Source organism: Enterobacter cloacae complex sp. 2024EL-00214, from assembly GCF_043945575.1.
Lineage (GTDB): Bacteria > Pseudomonadota > Gammaproteobacteria > Enterobacterales > Enterobacteriaceae > Enterobacter > Enterobacter cloacae_P.
Window position 1 is genome coordinate 12399 of the sequence record NZ_JBIMRC010000033.1, and the last position, 13841, is coordinate 26239.

Below are 13841 nucleotides of genomic sequence, written 5' to 3' on the forward strand. Positions count from 1 at the left end.
GTCGCCTGAGAAGTTACGGAGAGTAAAAATGAAAGTTCGTGCTTCCGTCAAGAAATTATGCCGTAACTGCAAAATCGTTAAGCGTGATGGCGTCATCCGTGTGATTTGCAGTGCCGAGCCGAAGCATAAACAGCGCCAAGGCTGATTATTTCGCATATTTTTCTTGCAAAGTTGGGTTGAGCTGGCTAGATTAGCCAGCCAATCTTTTGTATGTCTGTACGTTTCCATTTGAGTATCCTGAAAACGGGCTTTTCAGCATGGTACGTACATATTAAATAGTAGGAGTGCATAGTGGCCCGTATAGCAGGCATTAACATTCCTGATCAGAAACATGCTGTGATCGCATTAACTTCGATCTACGGCGTCGGCAAGACCCGTTCTAAAGCCATTCTGGCTGCAGCGGGTATCGCTGAAGATGTTAAGATCAGTGAGCTGTCTGAAGAACAAATCGACACGCTGCGTGACGAAGTTGCCAAATTTGTCGTTGAAGGTGATCTGCGCCGTGAAATCAGCATGAGCATCAAGCGCCTGATGGATCTTGGTTGCTATCGCGGTTTGCGTCATCGTCGTGGTCTGCCAGTGCGCGGTCAGCGTACTAAGACCAACGCACGTACCCGTAAGGGTCCGCGCAAACCGATCAAGAAATAATCGGGGTGATTGAATAATGGCAAAGGCACCAGTTCGTGCACGTAAACGTGTAAGAAAACAAGTCTCTGACGGCGTGGCTCATATCCATGCTTCTTTCAACAACACCATCGTTACTATTACTGATCGTCAGGGTAACGCATTGGGTTGGGCAACAGCCGGTGGTTCCGGTTTCCGTGGTTCTCGCAAATCCACTCCGTTTGCAGCTCAGGTTGCAGCAGAGCGTTGCGCAGAAGCCGTAAAAGAATACGGCATCAAGAATCTGGAAGTTATGGTTAAAGGTCCGGGTCCGGGTCGTGAATCTACTGTTCGCGCTCTGAACGCCGCTGGTTTCCGCATCACTAATATTACTGATGTGACTCCGATCCCTCATAACGGTTGTCGTCCGCCGAAAAAACGTCGCGTATAACGCTCCGTTTTTTAGGTTAGTTGGAGATAGAAAATGGCAAGATATTTGGGTCCTAAGCTCAAGCTGAGCCGTCGTGAGGGCACCGACTTATTCCTTAAGTCTGGCGTTCGCGCGATCGATACCAAGTGTAAAATTGAACAAGCTCCTGGCCAGCACGGTGCGCGTAAACCGCGTCTGTCTGACTATGGTGTGCAGTTGCGTGAAAAGCAAAAAGTTCGCCGTATGTACGGTGTGCTGGAGCGTCAGTTCCGTAACTACTATAAAGAAGCAGCACGTCTGAAAGGCAACACAGGTGAAAACCTGCTGGCTCTGCTGGAAGGTCGTCTGGACAACGTTGTATACCGTATGGGCTTCGGCGCTACTCGTGCTGAATCACGCCAGCTGGTTAGCCACAAAGCAATCATGGTAAACGGTCGTGTTGTTAACATCGCTTCTTATCAGGTTAAAGCGAATGACGTTGTTAGCATTCGTGAGAAAGCGAAAAAGCAATCTCGCGTGAAAGCCGCTCTGGAGCTGGCTGAGCAGCGTGAAAAGCCAACCTGGCTGGAAGTTGATGCTGGCAAGATGGAAGGTACGTTCAAGCGTCAGCCAGAACGTTCTGATCTGTCTGCGGACATTAACGAACACCTGATCGTCGAGCTTTACTCCAAGTAAAGCTTAGTACCAAAGAGAGGACACAATGCAGGGTTCTGTGACAGAGTTTCTAAAACCGCGCCTGGTAGATATCGAGCAAGTGAGTTCGACGCACGCCAAGGTGACCCTTGAGCCTTTAGAGCGTGGCTTTGGCCATACTCTGGGTAACGCACTGCGCCGTATTCTGCTCTCATCGATGCCGGGTTGCGCGGTGACCGAGGTTGAGATTGATGGTGTACTTCATGAGTACAGCACCAAAGAAGGCGTTCAGGAAGATATCCTTGAAATCCTGCTCAACCTGAAAGGGCTGGCGGTGAGAGTTCAGGGTAAAGATGAAGTTATTCTTACTCTGAATAAATCTGGCATTGGCCCTGTGACTGCAGCCGACATCACCCACGACGGTGATGTTGAAATCGTCAAGCCGCAGCACGTGATCTGCCACCTGACCGATGAGAACGCAGCTATTAGCATGCGTATCAAAGTTCAGCGCGGTCGTGGTTATGTGCCGGCTTCTGCCCGAATTCATTCGGAAGAAGATGAGCGCCCAATCGGCCGTCTGCTGGTCGACGCATGCTACAGCCCTGTAGAGCGTATTGCCTACAATGTTGAAGCAGCGCGTGTAGAACAGCGTACCGACCTGGACAAGCTGGTCATCGAAATGGAAACCAACGGCACAATCGATCCTGAAGAGGCGATTCGTCGTGCGGCAACCATCCTGGCAGAACAACTGGAAGCTTTCGTTGACTTACGTGATGTACGTCAGCCGGAAGTGAAAGAAGAGAAACCAGAATTCGATCCGATCCTGCTGCGCCCTGTTGACGATCTCGAATTGACTGTCCGCTCTGCTAACTGCCTCAAGGCAGAAGCTATCCACTATATCGGTGATCTGGTACAGCGTACCGAGGTTGAGTTGCTGAAAACGCCGAACCTGGGTAAAAAATCTCTTACCGAGATTAAAGACGTGCTGGCTTCACGTGGTCTGTCTCTGGGCATGCGCCTGGAAAACTGGCCACCGGCAAGCATTGCTGACGAGTAACCGGATCACAGGTTAAGGTTTTACTGAGAAGGATAAGGTCATGCGCCATCGTAAGAGTGGTCGTCAACTGAACCGCAACAGCAGCCATCGCCAGGCTATGTTCCGCAACATGGCAGGTTCACTGGTTCGTCATGAAATCATCAAGACGACCCTGCCTAAAGCGAAAGAGCTGCGTCGCGTAGTTGAGCCGCTGATTACTCTTGCCAAGACTGACAGCGTTGCTAATCGTCGTCTGGCATTCGCCCGTACTCGTGATAACGAGATCGTGGCAAAACTGTTTAACGAACTGGGCCCGCGTTTCGCGAGCCGTGCCGGTGGTTACACTCGCATTCTGAAGTGTGGCTTCCGTGCAGGCGACAACGCGCCGATGGCTTACATCGAGCTGGTTGATCGTTCAGAGAAAGCAGAAGCTGCTGCAGAGTAATCTGCGGTAACGTAAAAAAACCCGCTCCGGCGGGTTTTTTTATATCCGCAGGATCCCCACTTATCTACAATGGCTGTATCTTTTCTGTTCATCCCCTGGAGCTCATGATGTGGTTGCTCGACCAGTGGGCAGAACGCCATATCAGCGATGCCCAAAGAAAAGGTGAATTCGATAATCTTCCTGGAAGCGGCGAGCCGCTAGTTCTGGACGATGATTCGCATATTGCACCCGAATTACGGGCTGGATACCGGTTACTTAAAAATGCAGGCTGTTTGCCACCTGAACTTGAACAGCGCAGAGAGGCCGTTGAGCTTACTGATTTACTTAAAGGTATTCGTAAGGATGACCCCAGGCATAGCGAACTTAGCCGACGCCTGGCACTGATTGAGCTTAAGCTCCGCCAGTCTGGCATGAATACTGACTTTTTGCATGGCGAGTATTGCGAAAGGTTGATGCAGAGAATAAACGAGGAGTAGTTATGTATCGTATTGGTGAGCTTGCAAAACTTGCTAACGTAACGCCGGATACAATCCGATACTATGAGAAACAGCAGATGATTGATCATGAGGTACGGACAGAAGGTGGATTCCGTCTCTATACCGACAATGATTTGCAACGTCTGCGGTTTATCCGTTACGCACGGCAGCTTGGCTTCACGCTGGAATCGATCCGTGAGTTATTATCGATCCGCATCGATCCTGAACATCATACCTGCCAGGAATCTAAAAGCATCGTGCAAGCCAGGCTTGATGAAGTTGAAGCACGTATTCAGGAACTTCAGACGATGCAGCGTTCACTGCAGCGATTAAATGACGCCTGTTGCGGTACTGCTCACAGCAGTATTTATTGCTCAATTCTGGAAGCTCTTGAACAGGGAGCCAGTGGAGAAAATCAGCATTGTTGATTTTTAGAACGCCCGGGTCTAGACTTCCGACGACTTAAACCAAACTCAGGAGAAATGATGAGTCACTATCAGCATACGAAGGGGCAAATTAAGGATAACGCCATTGAAGCTTTACTTCACGACCCGCTTTTCAGACAGCGTGTTGAGAAAAGTAAAAAAGGGAAAGGAAGTTATCTGCGTAAAAACAAACATGCAAAACGGGGTAACTGGGAGGCCAGTGGCAAGCAAGCGAATCGCTTATTTACCACTGGCCTTCCTGCTTTTAGCTACTGATTAAGAGCGGCTATTTTGCTCTTTTAACAGGTCGCGAATTTCAGTCAGCAAGACTTCTTCTTTCGTTGGTGCTGGCGCTGCAGCCGGTTCTTCTTTTTTACGGTTAAGCTTGTTGATGAGCTTGATGGCCATAAAAATGGCGAACGCCACGATCACGAAATCAAATATGTTCTGAATAAACACGCCGTAATGCATTACAACCGCCGGGACATCCCCCTGCGCATCCCTGAGCGTGACGGCGAATTGTTTGAAATCAATCCCCCCGATCAGCAATCCTAAAGGTGGCATGATAATGTCGGCCACTAATGATGAAACGATCTTACCGAACGCTGCACCAATAATGACACCTACAGCCAGATCCACCACATTCCCGCGCATCGCAAATTCGCGAAATTCTTTAATAAAACTCATTATGTTCTCCTTGTGCCAGCTGACGGTTATAAGTTTAACAAATGATTAGCCAATTTCCATTGGAGATAAATAAACCTTATGAAAAATAAAAGGCATATAAATTAAATGGTTAATGTGCGGGTGCTCTTTTACAGGCACCCGAATCATTAAAGGAAGAATGGACTTGGCTGGAATAAACGTTCGACGTCGGTAATAAACTTTTTGTCGGTAAGGAACATAATGACGTGGTCACCTTGCTCGATACGTAAATTATCATTGGCGATCATGACATCATTTCCACGTACTACGGCCCCAATGATCGTGCCTGGCGGCAATTTAATTTCATCTATGGAGCGACCCACAACGCGTGACGTGGTTTCATCCCCGTGCGCGACCGCTTCAATGGCTTCAGCGACACCACGGCGAAGCGATGAAACACCGACAATATCTGCTTTACGGACATGACTGAGCAATGCGGAAATTGTGGCTTGCTGCGGTGAAATGGCGATATCAATCACGCTTCCCTGAACAAGGTCGACGTAGGCACGGCGCTGGATAAGCACCATGACCTTTTTTGCCCCCATACGTTTGGCGAGCATAGCGGACATAATATTCGCTTCGTCGTCGTTGGTGACGGCAATGAAGAGATCAACTTGATCAATATGTTCTTCGGCCAGTAATTCCTGATCCGATGCGTCACCATAAAACACGATCGTGTTCTGTAACTTTTCCGCCAGTTCAGATGCGCGTTGCTGATCGCGTTCGATCAACTTCACGCTGTAATCTTTCTCAAGTCGACGAGCCAGGCCCGCGCCGATATTGCCCCCGCCGACCAGCATAATACGCTTGTACGGCTTTTCTAGACGCTGAAGCTCACTCATCACGGCACGGATATGCTGCGACGCGGCAATAAAGAAGACCTCATCGCCAGCTTCCACAATGGTGGAGCCTTGCGGGCGGATAGGTCTGTCATGGCGGAAAATGGCCGCGACGCGGGTGTCGATATGAGGCATGTGCTCGCGCATGGTAGACAGTGCGTTACCGATCAATGGTCCACCGTAATAGGCTTTAACCACGGCCAGGCTCACTTTCCCTTCGGCAAAGTTAACAACCTGCAAAGCACCCGGGTACTCGATCAGGCGGTATATATTGTCGATAACCAGTTGTTCTGGCGCAATCAGATGGTCGATAGGTACGGCTTCTGAATTAAACAGTTTTTCTGCGTCCCGGACATAGTCCGGGGAGCGAATACGGGCAATCCTGTTCGGCGTGTTGAACAGTGAATAGGCCACCTGGCACGCAACCATATTGGTTTCGTCCGAACTGGTTACTGCAACCAGCATGTCGGCATCATCGGCTCCGGCCTCGCGAAGCACGCGTGGGTGTGAACCGTGGCCCTGTACAACGCGGAGGTCAAATTTGTCCTGCAAAACGCGTAGCCGATCGCCATTCGTATCGACGATCGTGATATCGTTGTTTTCGCCGACAAGATTTTCCGCCAGCGTCCCGCCAACCTGTCCTGCGCCCAGAATGATAATTTTCATCTCTCGTGACCTGTTCTCAACATCACTCTTTGATTAGCTTAGCGTAAAAGAAGCCATCACCTTCTTCTGCGCCAGGCAGGTTTTGCTGACCAGGACGCTCTGGCGTCCCTGTGTCATGCAGTGCAGCATCAGGGGTACGTTTAAGGAAGGCTGCAATTTGCTGGCTGTTTTCTTCCGGAAGTATGGAACATGTTGCATAGACCAGCGTCCCGCCTGATTTCAGATGCGGCCAGATGGCGTCGAGAATTTCAGATTGCAGCTGAGCAAGCTCTGGAATATCACGATCGCGACGTAGCCACTTGATATCAGGATGACGACGAATCACGCCGGTTGCGGAGCAGGGGGCATCCAGCAAAATACGGTCGAACTGCGTCTCGCCACACCATTCTGCAGGTTTACGCCCATCGCCCTGTTTGACCTGCGCTTTCATCCCCAGACGCTTCAGGTTGTCATAGACGCGTGACAGACGCTGTTCATCGACATCTACTGCCATCACGTTAGCTTGCGGAGCGACTTCCAGAATATGGGTTGTTTTGCCGCCAGGTGCGGCGCAAAGATCGAGGATCTGCTCACCGTTTTTCGGTTCAAGCCATGTCATGCAGCCCTGTGCCGAGGCGTCCTGTACGGTCACCCAACCCTCTTCAAAACCGGGTAGTACATGTACTGGCGCTGGGGAGGCTAAACGAACGGCGTCAGGGTAGGCCTCATGGGGGAATCCACTCATCCCGGCTTCTTCCAGTAAAGCCAGCCATGCGTCTCGGGTATGGTGGTTACGGTTGACGCGCAGCCACATCGGTGGACGTTGGTTATTGGCGTCAGCAATGTTCTGCCACTGTTGTGGATACGCTTTCTTAAGACGCTTCAGAAGCCAGTCAGGGTGCAGGAAACGTGTTTCGCTTTGAGCAAATTCAGCCAGAAGCTCTTCCTGCTGTCGCTGGAACTGGCGTAATACCCCGTTGATCAATCCTTTCAGCTGCGGGCGTTTAATCGCAACGGCACCTTCCACCGTTTCAGCGAGCGCAGCATGAGGCGGGATACGGGTATGAAGAAGCTGATAGAAGCCAACCATGATCAAGTAATGCACGGTACGTTGCTTACCCGTCATTGGGCGTGACATCAGCTTATTAATCAACCACTCAAGCTGAGAAAGGGTGCGCAGGACGCCAAAACACAGCTCCTGAAGCAGTGCTTTGTCTTTATCGGACACTTTTTGTTGTAGTGGAGGCAGGACATTGCTCAGTGACTGACCCTGCTCGACAACTTGCTCAACGGCCTGTGCCGCCAGACTGCGTAGATTTTGTTTTTTCATAACCGTAAAAATAAAAATGCCCGGAAACTCCGGGCCTTAAGAAGAAATTTGCTCAGGCAAGACGATTGCCAGGGATAAACCACTCGCGACGAGAATTTAATAGATCCTGAGCGCTCATCGCTTTCTTACCCGCAGGTTGCAGTGACTCAAGATTCAAAATACCTTCTGAGGTCGCGACCTGGATGCCTTGCTTGTTCGCTTCGACGATCGTTCCTGGAGCCGCAGACACACTGCTGTCAATCACAGAGGCCTTCCAGACTTTTACCGGTTGGTCATCAATCATCATCCAGCTCATTGGCCACGGATTAAAGGCGCGAATGCAACGTTCAAGCTGAGCAGCAGGTAGTGACCAGTCAATCTGAGCCTCTTCTTTGCTCAGTTTTTCTGCATAGGTCACCAGCGCTTCATCCTGAACTTCAGGTTTTGCAGTGTTATCAGCAAGCTGCTGCAAGGTTTCGATAAGACCCTGCGGACCAAGATCTGCCAGTTTGTCGTATAGCGTGGCACTGGTATCGTCTGCAGTGATTGGACAGGCCAGTTTATACAGCATGTCGCCCGTGTCTAAACCTACGTCCATCTTCATGATTGTGACGCCAGTTTCAGCATCGCCTGCCCACAGAGAGCGTTGAATAGGTGCCGCCCCGCGCCAGCGAGGGAGCAGAGAACCATGAACGTTGATACAACCCAGGTGCGGCATATCAAGCACGCTTTTTGGCAGAATTAAGCCGTAAGCGACTACCACCATCACGTCAGCGTTCAGGTCAGCGACTAACTGTTGATTTTCCTGAGGGCGTAAGGATGCAGGCTGAAAAACAGGTAATCCATGTTCTTCGGCCAATACCTTTACCGGGCTCGGCATCAGCTTTTTACCGCGACCAGCAGGGCGGTCCGGTTGAGTAAAGACACCCACAACCTGGTGGCCAGAAGATAGCAGCGCGTCAAGATGACGCGCTGCAAAATCAGGGGTGCCCGCGAAGATAATACGTAGTGTTTTAGACACGTTATTCCTTGTATCCGGGGGGACGTTATGCGCGAGAGCGCAAACGATCCAGTTTCTCTACTTTCTGACGAATACGCTGCTGTTTCAGCGGAGAGAGATAATCGATAAACAGTTTACCGACCAGGTGATCCATCTCATGCTGAATACAAATTGCGAGCAGGTCGTCTGCTTCCAGTTCGAATGGGTTACCGTCACGATCCAGGGCGCGAATTTTGATTTTCTCGGCACGCGGCACTAAAGCGCGCTGTTCTGGAATGGACAGACAACCTTCCTCAATACCTGTTTCGCCACTCTTCTCGAGCAACTCAGGGTTGATAAGCACCAGTCGACCGTCGCGATTCTCTGATACATCAATCACGATAATTCGTTTGTGAATGTCTACCTGCGTTGCCGCAAGGCCAATACCTTCTTCGGTATACATGGTATCGAACATATCATCGACGATACGCTGAATTTCTGCATTCACTTCTTTAACCGGTTCAGCGACGATGCGAAGGCGCTCGTCCGGAATATGTAACACTTGCAAAACTGCCATAAATTTCCAGAGTCGTGTTCAGGAGTTGATAAGAATATTACCTCTATTCTAGACAAATCCCCCATCGATTGACAGCATCAGTGACCAATCGCAAAGATTGCTGAGGCTGCTTATGGCAGGGAAAAGGATGACATCCACAGAGATATGGTTACGGTTAATCAACATAGGTTCACTATGTGGTGATGCGATGCTGGAAGCGGCATCATGGCTGCTTAAGCAGTCAACGATCGATGGTGCAGCTATCAGAGAGGCCGGGTTGTCGGTAACACAGGCAAAGCGGTTTTTTGCGCTCGGTGAACATGAGCTTGAGTGCAGCCTGGTGTGGCTTGAACAGCCTGGAAACCATCTGCTGACTGCAAATCATCCTCTTTATCCCCCTTTACTTCGCACTTTTCCTGATTATCCCGGGGCGCTATTCGTTAAAGGTAATCTTACCGCCCTCAGCGCTGTTCAACTGGCCGTGGTTGGAAGCCGTACGCCTTCCTGGTATGGCGAGCGCTGGGGGAAGATCCTGTGTGAGCAGCTTTCACAATCCGGTTTCACCATTACCAGCGGGCTGGCATGCGGAATTGACGGCGTAGCTCACAACGCGGCGTTGTCAGTAAACGGACGCAGTGTGGCAGTGTTGGGTAACGGGCTTTTTAGCATTTATCCGCGCAGGCATCAGCCCCTGGCTGAGCGTCTTATAGCATCCGAAGGGGCGATAGTGTCCGAGTTCTCACTGTCAACGCAGCCCAGGCCTGGTCATTTCCCACGCCGTAACCGAATTATCAGCGGACTAAGCCTGGGAGTGCTGGTGGTTGAAGCGGCATTACGAAGCGGTTCACTTGTGACGGCAAGGTGTGCGCTTGAACAGGGGAGAGAAGTGTTTGCCTTACCTGGTCCAATAGGTAACCCCGGATGCGAAGGACCACACTGGCTAATAAAACAAGGTGCCACGCCAGTGACTGGTGTAGAGGACATTCTTGATAATTTGCAATATGGGCTGCATTGGTTGCCGGACGATCCCGAAAAGCAACATTATTCATCAGATCAGGAGAAGGTGGCATTGCCATTTCCTAAGCTCCTGGCTAACGTAGGAGATGAGGTAACACCTGTTGACGTTGTCGCTGAACGTGCCGGCCAACCTGTGCCAGTAACGGTAGCACAGCTACTCGAACTGGAGTTAGCAGGGTGGATCGCAGCTGTACCCGGCGGCTATGTCCGATTAAGGAGGGCATGCCATGTTCGACGTACTGATGTATTTGTTTGAAACTTACATCCATAACGAAGCAGAAATGCGAGTGGATCAGGACAAATTGACACGGGATCTTACCGATGCGGGATTTGAGCGGGAAGATATTTATAATGCGTTGATGTGGCTGGAGAAACTGGCTGATTATCAGGAAGGCCTCGCCGAACCGATGCAGCTTGCCTCTGACCCATTGTCAGTGCGCATCTATACAGCTGAAGAGTGTGAAAGACTGGACGCCAGCTGCCGGGGATTCATCTTATTCCTTGAGCAGATTCAGGTGCTAAACCTCGAAACGAGAGAAATGGTGATAGAGCGCGTCATGGCGCTGGATACGGCAGAGTTCGAACTGGAAGACCTGAAATGGGTGATCCTGATGGTTCTGTTTAATATTCCGGGCTGTGAAAATGCCTATCAGCAAATGGAAGAATTACTCTTTGAAGTGAATGAAGGTATGCTGCACTAATTCAATGTGCAGCACCAAGAGTTGTTATGGCCAAATCCGCACTATTCACGGTGCATAAAAACGAGCCCTGCCCACAGTGTGGGGCTGAACTTGTCATTCGGTCCGGGAAACACGGTCCGTTTCTCGGTTGTTCACACTATCCGGAATGTGATTATGTCCGTCCCCTGAAAAGCCAGGCGGATGGACATATCGTTAAAATTCTGGAGGGGCAGCTTTGCCCTCTCTGCTGCGGTGAGTTAGCGTTACGGCAAGGCCGTTTCGGGATGTTCATTGGGTGTAGCCGTTACCCCGAATGTGAACATACAGAGCAAATTGATAAGCCAGATGAAACGGCCATTGCGTGTCCTCAGTGTCAGCGCGGGCAACTGGTACAGCGACGCTCCCGTTTTGGTAAGACCTTCCATTCTTGCGATCGCTATCCTGAATGCCAGTTCGTTATCAATTTCAAACCGGTAGCGGGGATCTGCTCCCATTGCAATTATCCGCTACTTATAGAGAAGAAAACGGCGCAAGGCATGAAACGCTTCTGCGCCAGTAAACAATGTGGAAAGCCGGTTTCGGCGGATCAAAACAGTGAATAATAACCTGCCATCGGGCTCCATCACGCATGCGGTGGATGTTCTGAAAAATGAAGAAGTCATCGCTTATCCAACAGAAGCTGTCTTTGGAGTCGGTTGCGATCCTGACAGCGAAACGGCTGTGAGCCGCTTACTTGCATTAAAACAAAGACCTGTCGAAAAAGGGCTGATTTTGATTGCTGCCAGTTACGAGCAGCTTAAACCTTATATTGATGATTCCATGCTGACTCCGGCGCAGCGTGAGACCATCTTCTCCGTATGGCCCGGGCCAGTGACCTTTGTTTTCCCGGCGAAGCCGACCACGCCGCGTTGGTTAACCGGGCGCTTTGATTCCCTCGCCGTGCGTGTAACGGATCATCCGCTGGTGGTGGCGCTATGTCTGGCGTTTGGTAAACCACTGGTCTCAACCAGCGCTAACCTGACCGGGCTGCCTCCTTGCCGAACCACTGAAGAAGTACTGGCGCAGTTCGGGAATGATTTTCCGGTCGCCGTCGGTGAAACTGGGGGTCGCCTGAATCCGTCAGAAATTCGTGACGCCTTGACCGGCGAACGCTTTCGCCAGGGGTAATATGATGGAAACTTATGCTGTTTTTGGTAATCCGATTGCACACAGTAAGTCGCCTTTGATCCATCAGCAGTTTGCTGAACAACTGCAGATAGATCATCCCTATGGCCGCGTGCTGGCACCCGTTGATGCATTTGTTACTACACTGGATGCCTTTTTTGAGGCGGGCGGTAAAGGTGCAAATGTGACGGTACCCTTTAAGGAAGAAGCTTTCGAACGTGCGGATGAGCTGACCGAGCGCGCTTCTCTTGCTGGTGCGGTGAATACGCTTAAGCGACTTGAGGATGGCCGCCTCCTGGGTGACAACACTGACGGGATTGGTTTACTTAGCGATCTGGAAAGACTGTCATTTATCAAACCCGGTTTTCGGGTTTTGTTGATCGGTGCTGGCGGGGCATCGCGGGGCGTGCTGTTGCCGCTCCTTTCACTGGATTGTGCGGTGACCATTACCAACCGAACTTTCTCCCGAGCAGAAGAGTTAGCGGCGGTGTTCGCACATACTGGCAGTGTGAGCGCAGTCGCGCTTGATGATCTTGCCGATGGCGAATTCGATCTTGTCATTAATGCCACTTCCAGCGGTATTGCTGGTGAAGTGCCAGCGATCCCTGCGTCGCTGGTAAATGCCCACATGTATTTTTACGATATGTTTTATCAGAAAGGTAAAACGCCTTTCCTGATGTGGTGTGAACAACACGGCGCGAAACATCTGGCTGACGGTCTGGGTATGCTGGTGGGACAGGCAGCACATGCGGTATTGCTCTGGCACGGCGTGTTACCTGCGGTGGAACCGGTGATTGAAAAGCTGAAACAGGAGCTCACGGCGTGAATCAGGCGATCCACTTTCCTGACCGGGAAAACTGGGATGAGAGTAAACAAGCGGTCTGCTTCCCGGTGCTGGTACATGGAATGCAACTTACTTGTGCTATCAGTGGAGAAGTGCTGCTGAGTCGCTTTGGTGGTTCAAACCCGCTAGAGGTATTTTGCGAAAATCGCTGGGATCTTGAAGAAGAAGCCAGCGATTTAATCCGCGATCAGCAGGAAGACGATCAGGGCTGGGTCTGGTTGTCCTGAGCCAGATACTCATCTTTCCATTTCACGTAGTTATTCGCTGAATATTTCAATCCTTCGATCTCCGCCTCTTTTAAGGGGCGGATCTGTTTTACCGGGCTGCCTAAATAGAGATAGCCACTTTCCAGGCGTTTGTTTTGCGGGACAAGACTCCCGGCACCAATCATCACGTCATCTTCTACTATGACGTCATCCAGCAGGATTGATCCCATACCAACAAGCACCCGATTCCCGATAGTGCAGCCGTGGAGCATCACTTTATGGCCAACGGTAACATCCTCTCCGATGATGAGGGGATTGCCTTCCGGGTTATATGAGGATCTGTGGGTCACATGCAGAACGCTACCATCCTGAATATTGGTGCGTGCGCCAATTGCTACATAGTTAACATCCCCCCTGATCGCAACGAGAGGCCAGATGCTGACGTCATCGGCGATTCGGACATCGCCAATGACGACACTACTGGCATCGATCATCACACGATCGCCTTTTTGGGGGAACAGATCTTTATAAGGACGTAATACTGCAGACATATCTACCTCGACGAGATGGGCGCTATACAGAAGACTTTGATCATATTATTGGATCGAGGCAAGGCAAAATGCGTCAATATTTAAGCAGATCGGGCGGGATTCCAGCGAAAAGAACGGAAAATAGACAGTCAGAAAAAAAGATCTAAAAAATGCTTGTGCTAAAAAATGGGATCCCTATAATGCGCCTCCATCGACACGGCGGATGTGAATCACTTCACAAACAACCCGGTCGGTTGAAGAGAAAAATTCTGAAATAACGGGTTGACTCTGAAAGAGGAAAGCGTAATATACGCCACCT

21 protein-coding genes are annotated in these 13841 nt (G+C 50.5%); 15 read left to right on the top strand and 6 right to left on the bottom strand.

All coding sequences use genetic code 11. The features are described from left to right. Positions 1 to 28: 28 nt before the first annotated feature. The 9 genes from rpmJ (at position 29) to ACHHZ6_RS23670 (ending at position 4324) form a co-directional block, all read left to right on the top strand. Complete coding sequence (gene rpmJ / locus ACHHZ6_RS23630; protein WP_000868187.1) at positions 29 to 145, top strand: 50S ribosomal protein L36; 117 nt, start codon at positions 29 to 31, stop codon at positions 143 to 145. A gap of 146 nt (positions 146 to 291) precedes the next feature. Beyond that, positions 292 to 648 carry a 30S ribosomal protein S13 gene (rpsM, locus tag ACHHZ6_RS23635; RefSeq protein WP_003863308.1) on the top strand — a complete coding sequence of 119 codons (357 nt, stop codon included), beginning with the start codon at positions 292 to 294 and terminating at the stop codon, positions 646 to 648. Positions 649 to 664: 16 nt separating this feature from the next. Then, complete coding sequence (gene rpsK, locus ACHHZ6_RS23640) at positions 665 to 1054, top strand: 30S ribosomal protein S11 (protein WP_003863312.1); 390 nt, start codon at positions 665 to 667, stop codon at positions 1052 to 1054. Between the two features lie 33 nt (positions 1055 to 1087). Next, entirely contained in the window at positions 1088 to 1708 is a 621-nt protein-coding gene (gene rpsD / locus ACHHZ6_RS23645) for a 30S ribosomal protein S4 (protein WP_004868345.1), read from the top strand. A 25-nt stretch (positions 1709 to 1733) separates the two neighbouring features. After that, the gene (locus tag ACHHZ6_RS23650) at positions 1734 to 2723 is read left to right on the top strand and encodes a DNA-directed RNA polymerase subunit alpha (protein WP_002919219.1); all 990 of its coding nucleotides are present in this window, start codon (positions 1734 to 1736) and stop codon (positions 2721 to 2723) included. 40 nt (positions 2724 to 2763) lie between these two features. Continuing rightward, positions 2764 to 3147: a 50S ribosomal protein L17 gene (gene rplQ / locus ACHHZ6_RS23655; protein WP_001216368.1), complete on the top strand. Its 384-nt coding sequence runs from the start codon at positions 2764 to 2766 to the stop codon at positions 3145 to 3147. Between the two features lie 107 nt (positions 3148 to 3254). Continuing rightward, positions 3255 to 3623, top strand: coding sequence for a DUF1992 domain-containing protein (locus tag ACHHZ6_RS23660; protein WP_182274584.1), 369 nt, complete (start codon positions 3255 to 3257; stop codon positions 3621 to 3623). A 2-nt stretch (positions 3624 to 3625) separates the two neighbouring features. After that, positions 3626 to 4051 (top strand): Zn(2+)-responsive transcriptional regulator, encoded by a 426-nt coding sequence (gene zntR / locus ACHHZ6_RS23665; RefSeq protein WP_182272854.1) that lies wholly within the window; start codon positions 3626 to 3628, stop codon positions 4049 to 4051. Between the two features lie 57 nt (positions 4052 to 4108). Further along, a complete protein-coding gene (locus tag ACHHZ6_RS23670; protein ID WP_182274583.1) occupies positions 4109 to 4324 on the top strand; it encodes an alternative ribosome-rescue factor A in 216 nt (71 codons plus the stop codon). Here ACHHZ6_RS23670 and mscL read toward each other — a convergent pair whose 3' ends face one another. From mscL to def, 5 genes are all read right to left on the bottom strand, one after another. Beyond that, positions 4325 to 4735: a large-conductance mechanosensitive channel protein MscL gene (gene mscL, locus ACHHZ6_RS23675; protein WP_182272853.1), complete on the bottom strand. Its 411-nt coding sequence runs from the start codon at positions 4733 to 4735 to the stop codon at positions 4325 to 4327. Between the two features lie 146 nt (positions 4736 to 4881). After that, positions 4882 to 6258 (bottom strand): Trk system potassium transporter TrkA, encoded by a 1377-nt coding sequence (gene trkA / locus ACHHZ6_RS23680; RefSeq protein ID WP_089600737.1) that lies wholly within the window; start codon positions 6256 to 6258, stop codon positions 4882 to 4884. Between the two features lie 22 nt (positions 6259 to 6280). Next, positions 6281 to 7567: a 16S rRNA (cytosine(967)-C(5))-methyltransferase RsmB gene (gene rsmB, locus ACHHZ6_RS23685; protein ID WP_182272852.1), complete on the bottom strand. Its 1287-nt coding sequence runs from the start codon at positions 7565 to 7567 to the stop codon at positions 6281 to 6283. A 52-nt stretch (positions 7568 to 7619) separates the two neighbouring features. After that, complete coding sequence (fmt, locus tag ACHHZ6_RS23690; RefSeq protein WP_182272851.1) at positions 7620 to 8567, bottom strand: methionyl-tRNA formyltransferase; 948 nt, start codon at positions 8565 to 8567, stop codon at positions 7620 to 7622. A gap of 25 nt (positions 8568 to 8592) precedes the next feature. Beyond that, the gene (gene def / locus ACHHZ6_RS23695) at positions 8593 to 9102 is read right to left on the bottom strand and encodes a peptide deformylase (RefSeq protein WP_182272850.1); all 510 of its coding nucleotides are present in this window, start codon (positions 9100 to 9102) and stop codon (positions 8593 to 8595) included. Between the two features lie 127 nt (positions 9103 to 9229). Between def and dprA the strand changes: the two genes are divergently transcribed. The 6 genes from dprA to ACHHZ6_RS23725 are packed head-to-tail and all read left to right on the top strand — an operon-like array spanning position 9230 to position 13013. Further along, complete coding sequence (gene dprA, locus ACHHZ6_RS23700; RefSeq protein WP_182272849.1) at positions 9230 to 10354, top strand: DNA-protecting protein DprA; 1125 nt, start codon at positions 9230 to 9232, stop codon at positions 10352 to 10354. Beyond that, positions 10326 to 10799, top strand: a complete 474-nt coding sequence (smg, locus tag ACHHZ6_RS23705; RefSeq protein WP_014072048.1) for a DUF494 family protein Smg — start codon at positions 10326 to 10328, stop codon at positions 10797 to 10799. Before dprA ends, smg begins: the two co-directional genes overlap by 29 nt. A gap of 26 nt (positions 10800 to 10825) precedes the next feature. After that, the gene (locus ACHHZ6_RS23710; protein ID WP_395123134.1) at positions 10826 to 11380 is read left to right on the top strand and encodes a topoisomerase DNA-binding C4 zinc finger domain-containing protein; all 555 of its coding nucleotides are present in this window, start codon (positions 10826 to 10828) and stop codon (positions 11378 to 11380) included. After that, on the top strand, positions 11373 to 11945 hold the full coding sequence (tsaC, locus tag ACHHZ6_RS23715; RefSeq protein WP_395123135.1) for an L-threonylcarbamoyladenylate synthase type 1 TsaC: 573 nt from the start codon (positions 11373 to 11375) through the stop codon (positions 11943 to 11945). Before ACHHZ6_RS23710 ends, tsaC begins: the two co-directional genes overlap by 8 nt. 4 nt (positions 11946 to 11949) lie before the next feature. After that, positions 11950 to 12768: a shikimate dehydrogenase gene (gene aroE / locus ACHHZ6_RS23720; protein ID WP_182274582.1), complete on the top strand. Its 819-nt coding sequence runs from the start codon at positions 11950 to 11952 to the stop codon at positions 12766 to 12768. After that, positions 12765 to 13013 (top strand): DUF1488 domain-containing protein, encoded by a 249-nt coding sequence (locus ACHHZ6_RS23725; RefSeq protein WP_182272846.1) that lies wholly within the window; start codon positions 12765 to 12767, stop codon positions 13011 to 13013. The genes aroE and ACHHZ6_RS23725 overlap by 4 nt, the downstream gene beginning before the upstream one ends. On the opposite strand, the gene ACHHZ6_RS23730 is transcribed toward ACHHZ6_RS23725, so the two are convergent. Further along, positions 12989 to 13543, bottom strand: a complete 555-nt coding sequence (locus tag ACHHZ6_RS23730) for a gamma carbonic anhydrase family protein (protein ID WP_182272845.1) — start codon at positions 13541 to 13543, stop codon at positions 12989 to 12991. The genes ACHHZ6_RS23725 and ACHHZ6_RS23730 overlap by 25 nt on opposite strands. Positions 13544 to 13841: the final 298 nt, after the last annotated feature.

Coding starts and splice junctions, on each gene's coding strand:
- rpmJ (WP_000868187.1), top strand. CDS start 29: ATGAAAGTTCGTGCTTCCGTCAAGAAATTATGCCGTAACTGCAAAATC.
- rpsK (WP_003863312.1), top strand. CDS start 665: ATGGCAAAGGCACCAGTTCGTGCACGTAAACGTGTAAGAAAACAAGTC.
- rpsD (WP_004868345.1), top strand. CDS start 1,088: ATGGCAAGATATTTGGGTCCTAAGCTCAAGCTGAGCCGTCGTGAGGGC.
- ACHHZ6_RS23650 (WP_002919219.1), top strand. CDS start 1,734: ATGCAGGGTTCTGTGACAGAGTTTCTAAAACCGCGCCTGGTAGATATC.
- rplQ (WP_001216368.1), top strand. CDS start 2,764: ATGCGCCATCGTAAGAGTGGTCGTCAACTGAACCGCAACAGCAGCCAT.
- ACHHZ6_RS23660 (WP_182274584.1), top strand. CDS start 3,255: ATGTGGTTGCTCGACCAGTGGGCAGAACGCCATATCAGCGATGCCCAA.
- zntR (WP_182272854.1), top strand. CDS start 3,626: ATGTATCGTATTGGTGAGCTTGCAAAACTTGCTAACGTAACGCCGGAT.
- ACHHZ6_RS23670 (WP_182274583.1), top strand. CDS start 4,109: ATGAGTCACTATCAGCATACGAAGGGGCAAATTAAGGATAACGCCATT.
- mscL (WP_182272853.1), bottom strand. CDS start 4,735: ATGAGTTTTATTAAAGAATTTCGCGAATTTGCGATGCGCGGGAATGTG.
- trkA (WP_089600737.1), bottom strand. CDS start 6,258: ATGAAAATTATCATTCTGGGCGCAGGACAGGTTGGCGGGACGCTGGCG.
- rsmB (WP_182272852.1), bottom strand. CDS start 7,567: ATGAAAAAACAAAATCTACGCAGTCTGGCGGCACAGGCCGTTGAGCAA.
- def (WP_182272850.1), bottom strand. CDS start 9,102: ATGGCAGTTTTGCAAGTGTTACATATTCCGGACGAGCGCCTTCGCATC.
- dprA (WP_182272849.1), top strand. CDS start 9,230: ATGACATCCACAGAGATATGGTTACGGTTAATCAACATAGGTTCACTA.
- smg (WP_014072048.1), top strand. CDS start 10,326: ATGTTCGACGTACTGATGTATTTGTTTGAAACTTACATCCATAACGAA.
- ACHHZ6_RS23710 (WP_395123134.1), top strand. CDS start 10,826: ATGGCCAAATCCGCACTATTCACGGTGCATAAAAACGAGCCCTGCCCA.
- aroE (WP_182274582.1), top strand. CDS start 11,950: ATGGAAACTTATGCTGTTTTTGGTAATCCGATTGCACACAGTAAGTCG.
- ACHHZ6_RS23730 (WP_182272845.1), bottom strand. CDS start 13,543: ATGTCTGCAGTATTACGTCCTTATAAAGATCTGTTCCCCCAAAAAGGC.